Here is a 17,885-nt window from a genome sequence, read left to right as displayed (position 1 = left end):
GAATTGACATATAAATAAGAAGGAGAAAGTAGGATATGAGGTTTTATGAAGAAGCGAATAACATTATGAACGAAATTAATAATGTTTTAATCGGAAAGAAAGATAAAGTAGAATTTGCTATGATGGCGCTTCTTGCAGGGGGACATTTATTGCTAGAGGACGTACCTGGAGTAGGAAAGACGAGTTTAGCAAATGCGATGGCAAAAACGATGGATGTTAGTTTTAGCAGAATTCAATTTACACCTGATACCCTACCAAGTGATGTAACTGGTATATCTGTTTATAATATGAAAAATGCTACATTTGAGTTTCAAAAAGGTGCGATTATGCATTCCATTATCTTAGCAGATGAAATTAATCGGACTTCACCTAAAACACAGTCAAGTCTATTAGAAGCGATGGAGGAGAGGCAAGTAACAGTAGACGGAATTATTTATCCAATAGAAGCACCATTTATGGTAATAGCAACACAGAATCCAATGGAATTTACAGGAACCTATAATTTACCTGAGGCACAATTAGATCGCTTTTTAATGAGAATTTCCATTGGATATCCTACAGTTGAAGATGAAATTTTGATGGCTTTGAATTATTTAAAAGAAGAGCCGATAAAAAAGGTGAAAACAGTAGCGAATAAAGAGTTAATATGTGAATTACAAAATGAAGTGAGGTCCGTTGATATCCATAAAGACTTAATTACATATATCGTTAATTTAATAAGTGAAACTAGAGTTCATGAAAGCCTTTCCTTAGGGGCAAGCCCAAGAGCAACCTTAGGATTAATCCGAGCAAGTAAAGCATGCGCCTACTTAAGTGGTCGAGATTTTGTGATACCAGATGATGTTAAAAAAGTGATTTATCCAGTGCTAAATCATCGCTTGGTGCTTTCAATGGAAGCGAAAATTAATAAAGTAGCACTGGATGAAGTAATAAAATCAATAATAAGAAAAGTTAGAGTGCCAATATTAACGGGAGATTTTTATGGTGCGTAGCAGGATTCTTTTAGTAATTTCGATTATCCTTTCTGCAATTTTTATAAGTTTTTATGGAGGTGTTATCAGCTATAGCATCTTTTTTATGTTGCTATTAATACCTCTTTTTTCTTGTATCTATATGGTATATGTATATTTTAGATTTTGCGTATATCAGTTAATTGATCGTAAAACAATTGTGAAAGGAGAGCATATACCGTATCAGTTTATTCTAGCGAATGAAGATATCCTTACGTATACAAATGTTAATATTACTTTTTTGCATGAAACAAGCGAAGTAGAAGCTTTAAATGCAATCGATTGTTATTGTTTGTTACCTGGCGAGCAATATAATTATAAAACCACTATTTATTGCAAGTATCGTGGGGAATATTTCGCAGGAATTGATAAGGTACAAATAACAGATTTTCTTGGATTATTTCGTCTGACATATCCATCTCCATCAACTATTAATATAAAAGTATTGCCAAGGATCATTCGCCTGAAATACCTGATTTTTTTTGAAGAAATGGATTCAAAACAGCAACGATACACGACACCAGTTTATTTTAATATACCGGATGTAGAGGTTAGAAATTATCAGAAGGGTGATGCTATAAAACATATACATTGGAAGGCAAGTGCACGAGCAAATCAACTTTTAACAAGAAAATTTATTGATGAGCCAAAGTCTGAAATCTTACTACTTATGGATTTAACAAAAGTAAATGACTCAGAATTAAATCAAATTATCATAGAGGATAAGATTATTGAGGCTACCCTAGCTATTGTTGATTTTTATTTTCGAAAAAATACACCGATTACGATTGTGTTTGACCGAAAGGGAACTCAAAGGAAAGAAATTCATAATAAAGTCAGCTTTGATATGCTATACCAGATGACGATGGATCTTGCTTTTTGTAGTACCAAAAGCATAGCCAATTTGCTAATTGAGGCAAATAGATTCGGTGGTGGGCGAAATTATTGTATGATGATTACACATACCATTACAAAGGAACTTTGCTATGCTAGTTATCAGGCCGTACAGAATGGAAATACCATAATCATACTATATATCAACAAAGATAGAAGTGAAATTGGACTTAAGAATTTGGATGATAGAATTTTATTATTTCAGGTTACACTTGATCAAGAAGTAAGTGATGTTTTGGATCAGGGGTAGGGGAGGAAATGAGATGAATATTAAAAATATCTATAAGCGTCATGCATATCACATTTTCTTAACATTTTTACTCAGTCTTGCTGGGATGTCATTATTAAATTCATTAATTTTGTTGGGGGCAAATGAAATTCATATTGTATTCCTAGCAATTATTAGTATTACATTCTTACGAATCGTAGATATAAATAAAAAGCGGCTAATATTATATGTCTTTATACTCGGTGTTGTTGCTACTATATTTTTTATTAGTTGGCTTACGAAATATTCGTTACTTAAAGGATATCAAAGTTATTGGAAGTGGCTATTTAAGGAACGGTTTCTAGAAAAGAACCCTAGTGTAGATTATCAAATATTCACTATTTGTGTATTGCTAATCATAATAGGAATTCCGATTTATCTATTTGTGCATAGCTATATTTTAAGAGTAGTCACGGCTGTTGTTTTCTTCTTTGGGCTAATTATAGTATCTTTCTTACAATATGATGTACCAAAGCTTTTTGTGGTATGTCTATTAACCTATGTTTTGCTTATGCTAACTGAATATAGTTATCAACGTTTATATAAAAACCGGGGACAAGATTTCGTAGGTGCTATGACATATCTAATACCTATCTTTTTGTTGGTTTTCATTTCACTGCTGGCAATACCTACGAAAAAACACCCTATGGAATGGCGTTTTGTTAAATATCTTTGGCAAAGTATATCAGATTCAACCAGTGAACTTATTGCCAATATAAGTGTATGGATGCATCCAGAGAATGCAGATTATTCGGTTTTATTTTCAGGATATTCAGAAGATGGTTCTTTGGGGGGAGATGTAATTTCATCATATGAGGAGGTTCTTCGTATTAAACTTAGTAAAAAGATAGAGGGTGGATTTTATCTGCAAGGTAATATTAAGAGTTACTATGCAAACAATGAGTGGGGGGATGTTAATGGCAATTTTGAAAATACATATCAGTTAAAGGAATCACAAATTGATTTACTTGAATTTTATTGTGCATTGGCATATAACGATTTGCTAGCGGAAGAAACAAAGATGCCGTCCTTTATCGATTACCGTACCTATATAGTGGAGTATGATAATATTTTTACAAAATCAATCTTTCTACCAGCAAAAATGATTGAAGTGGATATAAATAAAAATGCGAGTTATGTAAAGAATGCTAATTTAAAGTTTAAGAAATTAGAGGGAAAGGAAACGGAATATACAGTGAAGTCTCTTGAACTTAATCTAGGTAGTGAAGAGCTAGATAAATTTTTTAATCAAGCAAAATATAATAATTTAAACATAAGCAGTATTGATCATAAAGAAGGTGAGTTAATTTTAAAATTAGTGAATAAGTTTGATAGATCTTCTTCTCTTACTGTGGATCAGATAGAATCAGTGCTTTTAAAGTATCATTCCTATGTTAGGCAGAATTATTGTAATGTACCAGGAAATATGCCCTTACGAGTGAAACGTTTAAGTGAGGAGTTAACAAAAAATTATAGTACTGACTATGAAAAGTGTAAGGCGATCGAAGGATATTTGCAAAATTTAAACTATACATTAACGCCTAAAATATTAAAAGATACGGATGATGCAGTGGATTCCTTGTTGTTTGAAACTAAGGAAGGGTATTGTACTCATTTTGCAACAGCATTTGCCATGATGGCAAGAACCATTGGGATTCCAACAAGATATTTGCAAGGTTTTTATGTTAAAGAAAGCTCAAAGAATGAGTCAAATGCATATATTGTAAAGGATTTAGATGCTCATGCTTGGCCAGAGGCATATATAGAAGGAATCGGATGGATCGCTTTTGAACCTACACCCTCTTATCAAGAGTTTCGATATACAAAGTGGAAGGAAGAAGAGAGTGCTAATAAAGTAACGCCTACACAAATTTCCTATAAAGATTTCTTATCCGAAGAGGAGTTTCAAGAAATCGAAGAAATGGGTGGTGATATGTTAGAACTAACCCAAAAGGAGATTAACCCGTTTGGTAAACTCATATTTGTTGGAATTCTGATTATTATAGTAATTTGTAGTGTACTTTATCTAATTTTCAAAGTTTATTACAATAAACGGTGTTATAAAAAGATAAGTGGTAGTACACGAATTTTAATTAATATGGTACAAATATTGTATATCCTTGAGAAAATAGGGTACCTACCATTGAAAGAAGAAACTATTTTTGAGTTTTTTAATCGTATTGACTGTAAGCATATAAATCAGGAAACATTGCCAGATGTTTTAAATACATTTATAAAGGTTCGTTATCATGAAGAAGTTTTAGATGAATCGTCTGAAACTCTTGTGCGAGAGTTTAAGGAGGATTTATTACATAAAACACACTTAGAATTGGGATTTGCACGATATAAGCTACTATGTCTATATATGTTAATCGCAAATCCATATAGAGATTTTAGTAGATAGGTTAAAAGTAGAGTGTTGTTCAATGAAGAGGAATTATAATAATATCGAAAAGCCCACGGCAAGTGATAACACTGTTACAGTGGGCTTTTCTTTTTATGTCAATTAATTTCTCTTAAATGCTTGTTCGCAGTAGATACAACGGTAGACACATTTATTCTTATCTGTAAGTTTAAATTTATGAGGAATTGCTTCTACAGAAGTGATGCATCTTGGATTTTTGCATTTTATAATACCAGTTACTAATTCAGGTAAGTTTAAATGGCGTTTTTCTATAATATTACCATTGTCAATAATATTTATTGTTAAATTAGGATCAATCACCCCAAGAACGTCTAGATCAACTACTAGAGGTCCTTCAATTTTGATAATATCTTTCTTTCCCATCTTATTGCTTCTAGCATTTTTAATGATTGCGACACTACAATCTAATTTTTCTAATTGAAGATATTCATAGATTTTCATAGCACTTCCTGCTTCAATATGATCTATGACAACGCCATGATTTAATCCACCAATGTTTAACATGTTATTTCTCCCTTCTATACTGTGATACCAAGTAAAGTCATAATCAATGCCATTCGAGCATATACACCATATTGGGCTTGTTTAAAATATACTGCACGAGGGTCATCATCAACTTCAGTAGCAATTTCATTCACACGTGGAAGTGGATGTAGTACTAACATATCTTTTTTAGCAAGTTCCATCTTTTTGGCATCTAAGATAAAACTATCTTTTAATCTTATATAATCTTCTTCATTAAAGAAACGCTCTTTTTGTACTCTAGTCATGTATAGGATATCAAGTTCTGGCATTACATCTTCGAGTACTTTTACTTCTTTATAAGCTATATTGTTTCTATCTAATACTTCTTCTCTTAGGTATGCAGGTATTTTTAATTCATCAGGAGAGATTAGTACAAATTTAACGTTCTCATAACGTACCATAGCGTTAATTAATGAATGAACGGTTCGTCCAAACTTAAGATCCCCACAAAATCCGATGGTAAGATTATTAAGACTACCTTTTAAATTTTTAATTGTAAGTAAATCCGTGAGAGTTTGGGTTGGATGATTATGACCACCATCACCAGCGTTAATTACTGGGATAGAAGAGTAAGTAGAAGCAACATATGGAGCACCTTCTTTTGGATGGCGCATTGCACATATATCTGCATAACTGGAAACAACTCGAATGGTATCTGCTACGCTTTCGCCCTTGGCAGCAGAGGAAGAATCAGCGGAAGAAAAACCAAGTACACTACCACCTAAATTCAGCATGGCAGCCTCAAAACTTAATCTCGTTCTGGTACTTGGTTCGTAAAATAAGGTCGCTAATTTTTTACCGTGACAGCATTCGGCATACTTTTTTGGGTCGTTGATAATCTGTTCAGCTAAATCAAGAACGTTAGCAAGTTCTTCAACAGACAAATCAAGTGGACTAATAATGTGTTTCATAAGCACCTCCAAATATGGGAATGACGTTTTTTCGTTTCTAAAAGTCATTTCTTTTCATGTTTATAAAGTGAGACATACAGGATATTTAAAAAGTCCTGATGCTATGTACAAAACTTTATTCAACTCAATATTGTAATATACCGATGGTGATATTTCAAGTAGAAATTTTAAAATTAAACTAAAAAAATTAACACAATAATTACCAACTAAAAGAATTGTATACTATTTTTTACTATAAATTAATATGTGATACATAAAAAGGAAGGAAGAAAGTCAAGCGAATATAAAAGATAGTTGAGATTAATTATAAAAAAGAGTGCAGATTATAATTGCTACAATTTTTTGCAATTATATCTAGAATAATTCTTTTTTATTTATTTCTACTATTCATGATATTGGGGTGAGGATTTTTTATATGACTCTTTAAATTAGTAGAAAAATTATAGAGTGAGTTAGTATAAGAATTTATCAGATAAAAAAAGGTTGGAACAAGATAATAAATTATCTCGTACCAACCCTTATAATTTTTATTAGAATCCGAAGTATCTCTTAGTATTGTAGTAAGAAATGTCTTGAACCATTTGTCCTAAGAATTCGATATCGTTTGGATATTCGCCATTTTCAACCCAAGTTCCGATTAAATCACAAAGAATTCTTCTAAAGTATTCATGTCTTGTGTAAGATAAGAAACTTCTTGAATCTGTTAACATACCATTGAAGTTAGCTAATAAACCTAAGTTAGCTAAAGAAGTCATCTGTTCAGTCATACCAACTTTGTGATCATTGAACCACCAAGCAGAACCTTGTTGAACTTTACCAACGCAAGTTGAATCTTGGAAACATCCAATTACAGTACCAATAGCAGCATTGTCTGTAGGATTTAAAGAATAAATAATTGTTTTTGGTAATTCATCTGTTGAGTTAAGTGCATTTAAGAAGTTTGCCATTTCAGCAGAAGAACTTTCTGTGTTAATACAGTCAAATCCTGTATCAGGTCCTAATTGATTGAAACGGAATACGTTATTATCACGTTTTGTACCATAATGTAACTGCATAACCCATCCAAGTTTATTGTATTCTTTACCTACAAATACCATGAATGCTGTTTTAAATTGAAGTTCTTCTAATTCTGTTAAGCTTCCACCAGCTAAACGTTTAGCAAAAATTTCTTCGATTTCAGCTTCAGTAGCAGGTTTGTACATTACATAATTAAGAGCATGATCAGAAACTTTACATCCCATAGAATTAAAGAATGCAAGACGAACCTTAAGAGCTTCTTTTAAAGATTCGAAATTAGAAATTTTAACGCCACTTACGTTTTCTAATTTAGCTAAATAGTCAAGGTAATCAGGTTTTTCAATATTCATTGCTTTATCTGGTCTCCAAGCTGGGAATACCTTAACATCAAAGCTTGAATCTTCAGCAATTTTTTTGTGCCATTCTAATGAATCGATAGGATCATCAGTAGTACAGATTACTTCAACGTTGGATTTTTTGATGATATTACGAACGCTCATGTCCTTATCGTGTAACTTTTCGTTACAAAGATCAAAAACTTCTTTTGCGTTATCAGCTTTTAAAGGCTTATGATAATCAAAATATTTTTGAAGTTCTAAATGAGACCAATGATAAAGTGGATTACCAATCGCTTTTTGAAGCGTTTGTGCCCATTTTTCAAATTTTTCAAAGTCAGTGGAATCACCAGTTACATATTTTTCATCGATTCCATTTGAACGCATTTGACGCCATTTGTAGTGGTCACCACCAAGCCATACCTGAGTGATTGTATCAAAGCTTCTATCTTCAGCAATTTCTTGTGGATTGATGTGGCAGTGATAATCAATAATTGGCATTTTTGCTGCATAATCATGATATAATGTTTTAGCTGTCTCATTAGACAATAAAAAATCTTTGTCCATAAATGGTTTCATATAGAAATCCTCCTTAGAATATTTAGTCAATGACTGTTAAGTAATTTAAGGGTATATACTTTTTGGTATAGCATGTACTCTTATTTATAAACTTATAACAATGCGCTACAAGTAAAAGCAGCGATTTATGTAACACAGCTTATACATAGTAAACACATAATGTTATCAAAAGCTTGTAGTATTTCTGATGATTAAATCATTTGATATGGTTGTTTTATTAGGTACATCATTATCAAGTAATACTCGCATAAGAGTGTTAATTGTTGTAATGCATAAAGTTTCTACATGGTTATCAATCGAGGTAAGCTCGGGATCACAGCATGTAGCTAAAATAGAATTATTATAACCAATTATTTCGATGTCGTTAGGAATATGATATCCCTTTGCAGTTGCAAATTTAATAGCACCAACGGCTAAGGCATCTTCTGCAGCTACGATGGCATCAAAGGTTAAACCATTCTCTTGTAAATGAAGAAGTAAATTCTTGGTTTCTTGAATATTATTCACACACATTTGCATAAGAGAATCATCCAAAGGAAGGTCATTGGCAAGAATTGCATCTTTATACCCACTTAATTTTTGAATACCACTATAAGATTTCGAATTATATAAATATAATATTTTCTTTCTACCGTGAGCAATTAACTTACTTACAGCATCATATACTGCTTGATGATCATCACAGAGGGTACAATAAATATTAGGATGGTTTAGATATCCGTTAATTAACATTATTGGAACTTCTTCTGCAGCGTCACTAATATAAACATTATCTTTTTTGTTTGATTCTAGAAACCCTGAACCAACCATTACAACAGCATCAACACGTTTTGAGAGTAGTAATTTCAAGTATTTTTGCTTATTTTGGAGCTCATATCCGGTACAACATAAAAAAGAATCATACCCATTTTTTCTTAAGTTCTGCTCTAAATAATAAACCGCATTTGCAAGGAAGGTATCCGATGAATCAGCACACATAATGCCTATGGTCTTCATAGTGTTAAGACCTAACCCACGGGCAAACACATTTGGAGTGTATCCAATTTCTTTCATTACATCTAAAACTTTTTGTTTGGTTTTTTCACTTACGTTTGGATTTCCATTGATAACACGTGAAACGGTAGCAATGGAGACACCTGCTCTTTGAGAAACATCGTAAATGTTCATGTTGTTAACCCCCTGGTTTCCTATGTAAGCGCTTTAATAAAACAACTGTGTAAGCGCTTACAGTTATGCTATATCAATGACTTATAATCAATATATATTATACTATACAAAAAATAGACTGACAAGGGCATTTTGCAAAAAGATTTCATGTAGTTTTTAGTGAATTTATAAAGAAATAAAAAAAGCTTTAAAAGCCATTGACATATTAGGAAAACATGAGTAAAATACTAATTGTAAACGCTTACATTTATAAATTGATTTGATACATAAATTTTCCCAACTTAAAACATAGCGAAGTAAATTTATGAAAGAAAGATTTTCTTACATTTTGAAATTGCATAAAAAGCATACTCAGAATGGTTCAATTGATTATAAATGTAGTGTACCATGGCTTGAGAGAGCTATATTACTCAAACCGAAAGATAAATTATTATTTTGTTATAAAAATAGTATAGAGTGCTATAAGTATTCGTTAAAGCGGTTACGCTAACTAAAATAATAACACTTTATGAAATTATGAATCAGATAGTGAAGGAGACTAAGGAATGAACATTCTTAACAAGACAATTTCAAAGGCAAAAGAAAGACCAGTAAAAGTATTACAATTTGGCGAAGGTAACTTCCTTCGTGGTTTTGTAGATCATATGATCGATGTAGCAAATGAAAAAGGTGTATTTGATGGCAGCGTTGTTATTGTTAAGCCAATTGCTTTCGGTAACTTGGATATGTTCCATGAACAAGAATGTCAATATACATTATCACTTCGTGGTAAAGAGGATGGACAAACAAAAGTAGAAAACAGAATTATTACTTGTGTATCTGATGCAGTTGACACAATCAATGAATTTGAAAAATATGAAAGTCTTGCTTCATGCGATACCTTACGTTTTGTTGTTTCTAATACAACAGAAGCAGGAATTGTATATGATGAAACAGATGAATTCGCTGCTCAACCTCCAAAAACTTATCCTGGTAAGTTAACTAAATTCTTATTTGATAGATTTACTTTCTTCAAGGGAGATGAAAGCAAAGGCTTAATCATTATTCCTTGTGAATTAATTGAAAACAATGGTGGAACATTAAAAGATTGCGTATTAAAATTTGCAAAACTTTGGAATCTTTCCGATGAATTCGTAGCATGGGTTAATAATGCTTGTATTTTCTGTTCTACATTAGTTGATAGAATTGTAACTGGTTATCCAAGAGATGAAGTTGAAAAAATGTGGGAAGAATTTGGATATAGAGATAACTTAGTAGATACTGGAGAATTATTTGCTCTTTGGGTAATCGAAAGCGATAAAGATATCTCTGCTGAACTTCCACTTGACAAAGCAGGACTTCCAGTTATCTTTACAGATAACCAAAAACCATATAGAGAAAGAAAAGTACGTATCTTAAACGGTGCACATACTTCTTTCGTATTAGCTTCCTACCTTGCAGGTAATGATTTCGTAAAAGAATCCATGGAAGACGAAACGGTTCGTAAATTCATGATGAACACTGTATTTAATGAAATCATCCCTACATTATCTCTTCCAAAAGAAGAATGTGAAGCATTTGCTAACGCAGTTATTGAACGTTTTGAAAATCCATTTATTAAGCATGCATTATTATCTATTTCCTTAAACTCTGTATCTAAATGGAAATCTCGTTGTAAGCCAAGCTTAACTGGATATATTGATAAATTTGGTAAATTACCAAATCACTTAAGCTTCTCTATTGCAGCTTTAATGAGCTTCTATACAGGAAACGAAATTAAAGAGAATGCTTTAATGGGAACAAGAGATGGTAATGAATACAAGATTTTAGATGATGCTGATGTTTTAGAATTCTTTGCAGCTAATTCTGGAAAACCAGCAAAAGAGTTTGCAACTCTTTACTTAAGCAATGAAAAATTCTTTGGTGAAGATTTAACTAAATATGATGGCTTAGTTGATAAAATTGCTGGATACTTAGAAGAAATCAAAGCAAACGGAATGCGTAAAGCATTAGAAAAAGTTATTACTGAATAATAAAATATGAGATGGTGACGAAGTATGTGTGATTTAAAACTTTGTAATGAAGTTTGAATCACACATATGAAAGTCAAATAAATCTCAAAGAAAGGCAGATGAATCTTATGCAAGACTTTATTAAAATCAATCCAAAAGATAATGTTGCCGTTGCTCTAAAAGATTTATCAAAGGGGACTACTCTTTTAGTAGGTGACGTATCAGTTACCCTAGTAGAAGATATTCCACGTGGTCATAAATTCGCTTTAACAGCGATTGCAGAAGGTGAAAATGTTATTAAATATGGTTTCCCAATTGGACATGTAACAAGTGATGTTGCTGTAGGAGCTTGGATCCATACTCATAACATAAAAACAAATTTAGGCGATGTATTAGAATATACTTATGAACCAAATCTTGTACCATTATCATCTAGAGAAAAAGCTTATTTTGATGGCTTTAGAAGAAGTAATGGAAAAGTTGGTATCCGTAATGAAATCTGGATTATACCAACTGTTGGTTGTGTAAACAACATAGCAACAGCAATGTCAAAGCAATTTGCAAGTAAACTTACTGGAACAGTAGAAGATATTATTGCATTCCCACATCCATATGGTTGCTCTCAGATGGGAGATGACCAAGAATACACAAGAACAATTCTTGCTGACTTAATTAATCATCCAAATGCAGGTGGTGTATTAGTTCTTGGTCTTGGTTGTGAAAATAGTAATATTGCTGTATTAAAAGAATATCTTGGGGACTATGATGAAAACAGAGTTAAGTTTTTACAATGCCAGGATGTTGAAGATGAGATGGAAGCAGCAGAAGGTTTAATTGAGGAGTTAATTCAATATACAGCTCAATTTAAACGTGAAAAAATCGGTGCTGATGAATTAGTAATCGGTATGAAGTGTGGTGGTTCTGACGGTATGTCAGGTATTACTGCAAACCCAACAGTAGGTGCTTTCTCCGATATCTTAGTTGCACAGGGTGGAACAACTATCCTTACAGAAGTACCTGAAATGTTTGGTGCAGAAACACTTCTTATGGAACGTTGTGAAACAAAAGAAATGTTTGATAAAACGGTAGATTTAATTAATGACTTCAAAAATTACTTTACAAGTTATAATCAAACAATTTATGAAAATCCATCTCCAGGTAATAAAAAAGGTGGTATTTCAACACTTGAAGATAAATCTCTTGGATGTACTCAAAAATCTGGTAGTGCACCAATTAAAGATGTCTTAAAATATGGTGAAATCGTTAAGACTAAGGGCTTAAATTTATTAAGCGCTCCTGGTAATGACTTAGTTGCAGCAACTGCATTAGCAGCATCTGGTGCTCATATGGTACTATTTACAACAGGACGTGGTACTCCATTTGCATCACCAGTACCAACTATGAAGATTTCAACAAATACAGCGCTCGCTGATAAGAAGAGCAATTGGATTGATTTTAACTGCGGATCTTTAGTAGTTGATAAGGATATGAAAACATTATCTGAAGAACTTTTCCAATTTGTATTAGATGTAGCATCTGGTAAGAAACTTAAATCTGAAGAAGCTGGTTTCCATGATATGGCTATCTTTAAACAAGGTGTAACTTTATAATAATATTATGAAGGATGTCCCTCCCCTTCCTTTGAGGAGGGACAAATAAAAAGATATGAACAAGTTGAATCCGTAGTTTTGATAATTACGATTCGATGATTATTAATATCTTTACAATGAATGGAAGAAGAAAAAGAATCGTTAGAATGTAAATTCTTACAGGAAGATGTTGTATATTTATTGATTAAAATGTATTAGCATCAAATACTTTAAAGAATTTTTTAAATAAATAGTTGAACTATTTACAATTCTTAAGTACAATAGGAATGGTTAAAAAACCATTAATAATAATTATTTTATTAAAAGGAGATAAAAAAATGGCTAAAGTTGTAACAATGGGCGAAATTATGTTAAGATTATCCACTCCAGGATATCAGAAATTTATTCAAGCAGAAAGCTTCGATGTTTGTTATGGTGGTGGAGAAGCAAACGTTGCTGTATCCTTAGCAAACTACGGACATGATGCTTCTTTCGTAACTAAAGTTCCAGCAAATGAAATTGGTGATTGTGCTGTTGCAGCATTAAATAAAATGGGTGTTGATACTTCTAACGTTGCTCACGGTGGTGACAGACTTGGTATCTACTTCCTTGAAACTGGTGCAGCTATGAGAGCTTCTAAGGTTGTTTATGACCGTGCTCACTCTGCAATCGCTGAAGCAGAAGTTTCTGATTTCGATTTCGATAAGATTTTTGAAGGTGCTGACTGGTTCCACTTTACAGGAATTACTCCAGCAGTTTCTGATAAAGCAGCAGAAGTAACTGAAGCAGCTTTAAAAGCAGCAAAAGCAAAAGGAATCACAGTTTCTGTTGACTTAAACTTCCGTAAGAAATTATGGTCTTCTGAAAAAGCTCAGAAAGTTATGACTAACTTAATGCAATACGTTGATGTATGTATCGGTAACGAAGAAGATGCAGAAAAAGTTCTTGGATTTAAACCAGGTAACACTGACGTAACTAGTGGTGACTTAGAATTAGCTGGTTATGAAGATATCTTCAAACAAATGGTTGCTAAATTCAACTTCAAATATGTTATCAGCTCTTTAAGAGAAAGCTATTCTGCTTCCGATAATGGCTGGTCTGCATGTATCTACAATGGCGAAACTGGTGAATTCTATCATTCAAGAAAATACAGAATCTCTCCAATCGTTGACCGTGTAGGTGGCGGTGACTCTTTCGCAGCTGGTACTATCTGTGGTTTCGTAGATGGTAAAGACTTTAAAGCAGCTCTTGAATATGGTGTAGCAGCATCTGCATTAAAACACACTATCCCTGGAGACTTCAACTTAGTAACTCGTGCTGAAGTTGATGCTTTAGTAGGCGGAGATGGTTCCGGACGTGTTCAAAGATAATTAAAATGTGAGTTTAATTACTTACATGAATGTTACACGTAGAAATGATAATAATCATTCATATGCTGTAAGCATATAGTAATAAAATATGGGTATTGTGCCATTCATTTGGGGCAATACCCTTATATGCTATTTATGCTTAGCTAGTAGCGTTTGTGGATTTAATAATATCCACTTTAAAATAATAAATAAAAAGGAGTGTTGAATATGGAACTTAGAACAGCAGCATCCCCAAAGGATGTAAAACATTACACAACCGATCGTTTACGTGAGGAATTTTTAATCGATGATTTGTTTCAAGTGGATGATATTAAATTAGTATACAGCCACATTGATCGTATCATTACTGGTTCTGCAGTACCGGTAAAAGCACCTCTTGTTTTAACTGCTGGAGATGAACTTCGTGCAGAATATTTTCTACAAAGAAGAGAAATGGGTATCATTAATATCGGCGGTAAAGGTACTGTAACTGTTGATGGTACTGTATATGAATTAGAGTACAAAGATGGTTTATACATCGGAATGGGCTCAAAAGACATTACTTTTGCAAGTGCAGATGCAAATCAGCCAGCGAAATTTTACTTAAACAGTGCTCCAGCTCATAAAACATATCCAACTGTATTAATCAAACCAGAAGATTGTGTTAGAGTAGAACTTGGTTCATTAGAAACAGCAAATCACAGAACAATTTGTAAATATATTCTTCCAGGTCAAGTAGAAAGCTGTCAGCTAGTTATGGGTATGACTCAATTAAAACCTGGTAGTGTTTGGAATACAATGCCATGCCATACACATGATAGAAGAATGGAAGTTTATTTATACTTTGATATGCCAGAAGATGCTTTAGTATTCCACTATATGGGTGAACCAACAGAAACAAGACACATTGTTATGAGAAATGAACAAGCAGTTATTTCTCCAAGCTGGTCAATCCATTCTGGATCTGGTACACAGGCTTATACTTTTATTTGGGGTATGGTTGGTGAAAATCAAGATTTTGATGATATGGACGGCTGCGCAATGCAGGATATAAGATAATCAGATAGATTGTAATTGAACAGGTTGTATAAATCAAATATCAAAATAATGATTTTATACAGCCTGTTCTTTTTAAATTCACAGGAAAGGCATTGGATTAAATTCATGAATTTAGAACAATTTGTGCAAAGAAATTTTGATAAAAACAAAACTTTAATTGTGGAATCAAATTTCGCTAAAAGTTTAAGATTGGCAGGAGCTATTGACCTTTATAAGAAAACGAAAGACGATAGCTATATAAATTATGCCATCAATTGTATTAAAGATAGAGTTTCAGACGATGGTGATATAACTTTTAAGATAGAAAATGAGATTGTTGATACGATTCGACTTGGTGAAGTTATTTTTTCTTTATATAAAATAACAGGCGAAGAAAAGTATAAAAATGCGATTGATAAATTATCGAATGATTATGTTACAAAACTTGGTAGTGCAGATACTATAATTGAAAATGCTAAGGAGCATAAGGTTTGTATTTTTAATGAGTTTTATGCGACTATGCCATTTTACATGAATTATGAAACAGTATTTCATAAAAAAGAAGGATATAATGATATCATAGCAAAGTTTGATGCTCTAAGAAACGAATTTTTCAATGAAGAAAAAGAGTTATATGTAACGAATGAAAGTGAATTTAAGACTGAGTTTTCAGCGCTACATGCCATGACTTTAATTGATACAATCGAAAATACTTCTGAAGAGATCTATGAACATTACAAGAAGTTAATGGTTTGGTTTAAAGAAACTATCAAAGGTGTTCTTAAATATCAGGATAAAGATAGTATGTTAATCTGTGAGTCAACTAATTCTAATAAAGTAAATCTTTGGACATCATTAATGACAGCTTATGCAATGAAAAAAGCATGTAAATATAATGTTTTATTAAGTGAAAAATATGATGATATTGCAAATGATATGATTACATCCATATTACGTCAGCTTAATGAAAATTTAGATGATGAAGTACTTGGTTTATTAATGAAGATAGCTGCTATATAGTAATTATTGAAAGTAGCTAGGAGGGAAAAGATTTGAAAACAACAGAGCAAATGAAATTTAATATTTTATTTAAGTCCGCAAGAACGGCTGTTATTGAATTAGTGAAACAAGGTTATTATTTTACAGAAGAAGATTATGAAATTTATATTGATAATAAGCTTTATTGTAAGAGCAATAAGGTAGTTCAGTCCATTCATAACTTAAAACCACAGACAAGTTATGAAATCTATGTGAAAAACAGTAATAGTTGCTCAGAGGTAGTAACATTTACTACAGATTATGAGTTTGTAACTTTAAATGTGAAAGCCTTTGGTGCTAAGGGTGATGGTATTCAAGATGATACTACATTTATTCAATGTGCAATTAATGCTTGTCCTAAGGATGGAAGAGTATTAATCCCAGAAGGTACTTATAAAATTACTAGCTTATTCTTAAAGAGCGATTTAAAATTAGAAATTGCAAAGGGAGCGACTCTTTCTGCGATTACAGATCGTACAAAGTTCCCTATTTTACCAGGTATCATTGAGAGTTATGATGAAACTGATGAATATAATTTAGGAACTTGGGAAGGTAACCCTCTGGATTCCTTCTCAGGTATTATTACTGGTATCAATGTAGAGAATGTTGAAATCACTGGTGAAGGAACAATTGATGGATGTGCAAGTAAGGAAAACTGGTGGGAAAATCCTAAAGTTCGTCGTATCGCTTGGAGACCTAGACTTATCTTTTTAAATCATTGTAATCATGTTACGATGCAAGGTATCACAGTAAAGAATAGTCCTGCATGGAACATTCATCCATATTTTTCAGATAACTTAAAATTTATTGATTTAAATATTTTAAATCCAGCTGACTCACCAAATACAGATGGACTTGATCCAGAGTCCTGTTGTAATGTTGATATTATAGGTGTATATTTTTCTCTAGGTGATGATTGTATCGCTATCAAATCTGGGAAAATCTATATGGGTGCAAAATTCAAAAAGCCATCTGAAAACTTAACGATTCGTCAATGCTGTATGAGAGATGGTCATGGTTCTATCACAATTGGTAGTGAAATGGCAGGCGGTGTAAAAAATTTAGTCGTTAAAGAGTGCCGTTTCCTTCATACAGACCGTGGTCTTCGTATTAAGACAAGAAGAGGTAGAGGAAAAGATGCAATCATAGATGGTATCTTATTCGAAGATATTATCATGGATCATGTTATGACTCCAGTAGTTATTAATGGATTCTACTATTGTGATCCAGATGGACATTCAGATTATGTACAGAGTAAGGAATTCCATCCAGTGGATGATAGAACACCATACATTGGAGAATTAACATTTAGAAACTTAGAATGTACAAATTGTCATGCAGCCGCTACTTATATGTATGGATTACCAGAACAAAAGATTAAAAAAGTTGTACTTGATAATGTCGCTATTTCATTTGCGAAGAATCCAAAATCAGGTGTGCCTGCAATGATGGATGGCGCGGATGAAACAACAAGATTAGGACTTTTTGCGAACAATCTTGAAGTTCTCGAATTAAAACATGTAACGGTTGAGGGGCAAGAAGGCGAAGCCTTTATTACTGAGAATATTGATAATCTTATTATTAATAATTAATAATTAATAATTAATAATTAATAATTAATAATTAATAATTAATAATTAATAATATTAATTAAATGAAATTAAAAGGATATCATAAGCTATTCAAAAGCTTATGATATCCTTTTTAAGGTTCTATAAAACTGTTATGGTGCGAAGTGTGCTACATCGC

13 protein-coding genes are annotated in these 17,885 nt (G+C 32.5%); 9 read left to right on the top strand and 4 right to left on the bottom strand.

All coding sequences use genetic code 11. From position 1 onward, the window contains the following. The first annotated feature begins 35 nt into the window (after positions 1 to 35). Genes BN4220_RS19110 through BN4220_RS19100 form a run of 3 tightly spaced genes read left to right on the top strand, consistent with a single transcriptional unit; the run spans position 36 to position 4,576 of the window. Positions 36 to 992, top strand: coding sequence for an AAA family ATPase (locus tag BN4220_RS19110; RefSeq protein ID WP_066720494.1), 957 nt, complete (start codon positions 36 to 38; stop codon positions 990 to 992). Continuing rightward, positions 982 to 2,154: a DUF58 domain-containing protein gene (locus BN4220_RS19105; protein ID WP_066720491.1), complete on the top strand. Its 1,173-nt coding sequence runs from the start codon at positions 982 to 984 to the stop codon at positions 2,152 to 2,154. Before BN4220_RS19110 ends, BN4220_RS19105 begins: the two co-directional genes overlap by 11 nt. Before the next feature lie 13 nt (positions 2,155 to 2,167). Beyond that, positions 2,168 to 4,576 (top strand): transglutaminase-like domain-containing protein, encoded by a 2,409-nt coding sequence (locus BN4220_RS19100; protein ID WP_066720488.1) that lies wholly within the window; start codon positions 2,168 to 2,170, stop codon positions 4,574 to 4,576. A gap of 102 nt (positions 4,577 to 4,678) precedes the next feature. Here BN4220_RS19100 and BN4220_RS19095 read toward each other — a convergent pair whose 3' ends face one another. The 4 genes from BN4220_RS19095 to BN4220_RS19080 all read right to left on the bottom strand — a co-directional run bounded on the left by BN4220_RS19095 (position 4,679) and on the right by BN4220_RS19080 (position 9,131). After that, positions 4,679 to 5,101 (bottom strand): aspartate carbamoyltransferase regulatory subunit, encoded by a 423-nt coding sequence (locus BN4220_RS19095; protein WP_066720485.1) that lies wholly within the window; start codon positions 5,099 to 5,101, stop codon positions 4,679 to 4,681. 14 nt (positions 5,102 to 5,115) lie between these two features. Further along, the gene (gene pyrB / locus BN4220_RS19090; RefSeq protein WP_066720481.1) at positions 5,116 to 6,033 is read right to left on the bottom strand and encodes an aspartate carbamoyltransferase; all 918 of its coding nucleotides are present in this window, start codon (positions 6,031 to 6,033) and stop codon (positions 5,116 to 5,118) included. Between the two features lie 530 nt (positions 6,034 to 6,563). After that, positions 6,564 to 7,964, bottom strand: a complete 1,401-nt coding sequence (uxaC, locus tag BN4220_RS19085) for a glucuronate isomerase (protein ID WP_066720479.1) — start codon at positions 7,962 to 7,964, stop codon at positions 6,564 to 6,566. A gap of 165 nt (positions 7,965 to 8,129) precedes the next feature. Then, the gene (locus BN4220_RS19080; RefSeq protein ID WP_066720477.1) at positions 8,130 to 9,131 is read right to left on the bottom strand and encodes a LacI family DNA-binding transcriptional regulator; all 1,002 of its coding nucleotides are present in this window, start codon (positions 9,129 to 9,131) and stop codon (positions 8,130 to 8,132) included. A 545-nt stretch (positions 9,132 to 9,676) separates the two neighbouring features. On the opposite strand from BN4220_RS19080, the gene BN4220_RS19075 reads away from it, so the two are divergent. From BN4220_RS19075 to BN4220_RS19050, 6 genes are all read left to right on the top strand, one after another. Beyond that, positions 9,677 to 11,143 (top strand): tagaturonate reductase, encoded by a 1,467-nt coding sequence (locus BN4220_RS19075; protein ID WP_066720475.1) that lies wholly within the window; start codon positions 9,677 to 9,679, stop codon positions 11,141 to 11,143. Between the two features lie 107 nt (positions 11,144 to 11,250). Further along, positions 11,251 to 12,732: a UxaA family hydrolase gene (locus tag BN4220_RS19070; protein ID WP_066720472.1), complete on the top strand. Its 1,482-nt coding sequence runs from the start codon at positions 11,251 to 11,253 to the stop codon at positions 12,730 to 12,732. A gap of 317 nt (positions 12,733 to 13,049) precedes the next feature. Then, on the top strand, positions 13,050 to 14,081 hold the full coding sequence (locus BN4220_RS19065) for a sugar kinase (RefSeq protein WP_066720469.1): 1,032 nt from the start codon (positions 13,050 to 13,052) through the stop codon (positions 14,079 to 14,081). A gap of 207 nt (positions 14,082 to 14,288) precedes the next feature. Further along, on the top strand, positions 14,289 to 15,119 hold the full coding sequence (gene kduI, locus BN4220_RS19060) for a 5-dehydro-4-deoxy-D-glucuronate isomerase (RefSeq protein WP_066720467.1): 831 nt from the start codon (positions 14,289 to 14,291) through the stop codon (positions 15,117 to 15,119). 105 nt (positions 15,120 to 15,224) lie between these two features. Continuing rightward, positions 15,225 to 16,118, top strand: a complete 894-nt coding sequence (locus BN4220_RS19055) for a glycoside hydrolase family 88 protein (RefSeq protein ID WP_066720464.1) — start codon at positions 15,225 to 15,227, stop codon at positions 16,116 to 16,118. Between the two features lie 32 nt (positions 16,119 to 16,150). Continuing rightward, positions 16,151 to 17,728 carry a glycoside hydrolase family 28 protein gene (locus BN4220_RS19050; RefSeq protein ID WP_347477135.1) on the top strand — a complete coding sequence of 526 codons (1,578 nt, stop codon included), beginning with the start codon at positions 16,151 to 16,153 and terminating at the stop codon, positions 17,726 to 17,728. Positions 17,729 to 17,885: the final 157 nt, after the last annotated feature.

This window comes from Clostridium sp. Marseille-P299, from assembly GCF_900078195.1.
Lineage (GTDB): Bacteria > Bacillota > Clostridia > Lachnospirales > Lachnospiraceae > Lachnoclostridium.
The sequence above is the reverse complement of the archived record's forward strand: the minus strand, read 5'-3'. Positions and strand labels throughout refer to the sequence as shown.

Bases quoted from the DNA above. Each gene is read 5' to 3' on its own strand.
- BN4220_RS19100 (WP_066720488.1), top strand. From the start codon at position 2,168: ATGAATATTAAAAATATCTATAAGCGTCATGCATATCACATTTTCTTA.
- BN4220_RS19070 (WP_066720472.1), top strand. From the start codon at position 11,251: ATGCAAGACTTTATTAAAATCAATCCAAAAGATAATGTTGCCGTTGCT.
- BN4220_RS19080 (WP_066720477.1), bottom strand. From the start codon at position 9,131: ATGAACATTTACGATGTTTCTCAAAGAGCAGGTGTCTCCATTGCTACC.
- uxaC (WP_066720479.1), bottom strand. From the start codon at position 7,964: ATGAAACCATTTATGGACAAAGATTTTTTATTGTCTAATGAGACAGCT.
- pyrB (WP_066720481.1), bottom strand. From the start codon at position 6,033: ATGAAACACATTATTAGTCCACTTGATTTGTCTGTTGAAGAACTTGCT.
- kduI (WP_066720467.1), top strand. From the start codon at position 14,289: ATGGAACTTAGAACAGCAGCATCCCCAAAGGATGTAAAACATTACACA.
- BN4220_RS19055 (WP_066720464.1), top strand. From the start codon at position 15,225: ATGAATTTAGAACAATTTGTGCAAAGAAATTTTGATAAAAACAAAACT.
- BN4220_RS19065 (WP_066720469.1), top strand. From the start codon at position 13,050: ATGGCTAAAGTTGTAACAATGGGCGAAATTATGTTAAGATTATCCACT.
- BN4220_RS19110 (WP_066720494.1), top strand. From the start codon at position 36: ATGAGGTTTTATGAAGAAGCGAATAACATTATGAACGAAATTAATAAT.
- BN4220_RS19075 (WP_066720475.1), top strand. From the start codon at position 9,677: ATGAACATTCTTAACAAGACAATTTCAAAGGCAAAAGAAAGACCAGTA.
- BN4220_RS19095 (WP_066720485.1), bottom strand. From the start codon at position 5,101: ATGTTAAACATTGGTGGATTAAATCATGGCGTTGTCATAGATCATATT.
- BN4220_RS19105 (WP_066720491.1), top strand. From the start codon at position 982: ATGGTGCGTAGCAGGATTCTTTTAGTAATTTCGATTATCCTTTCTGCA.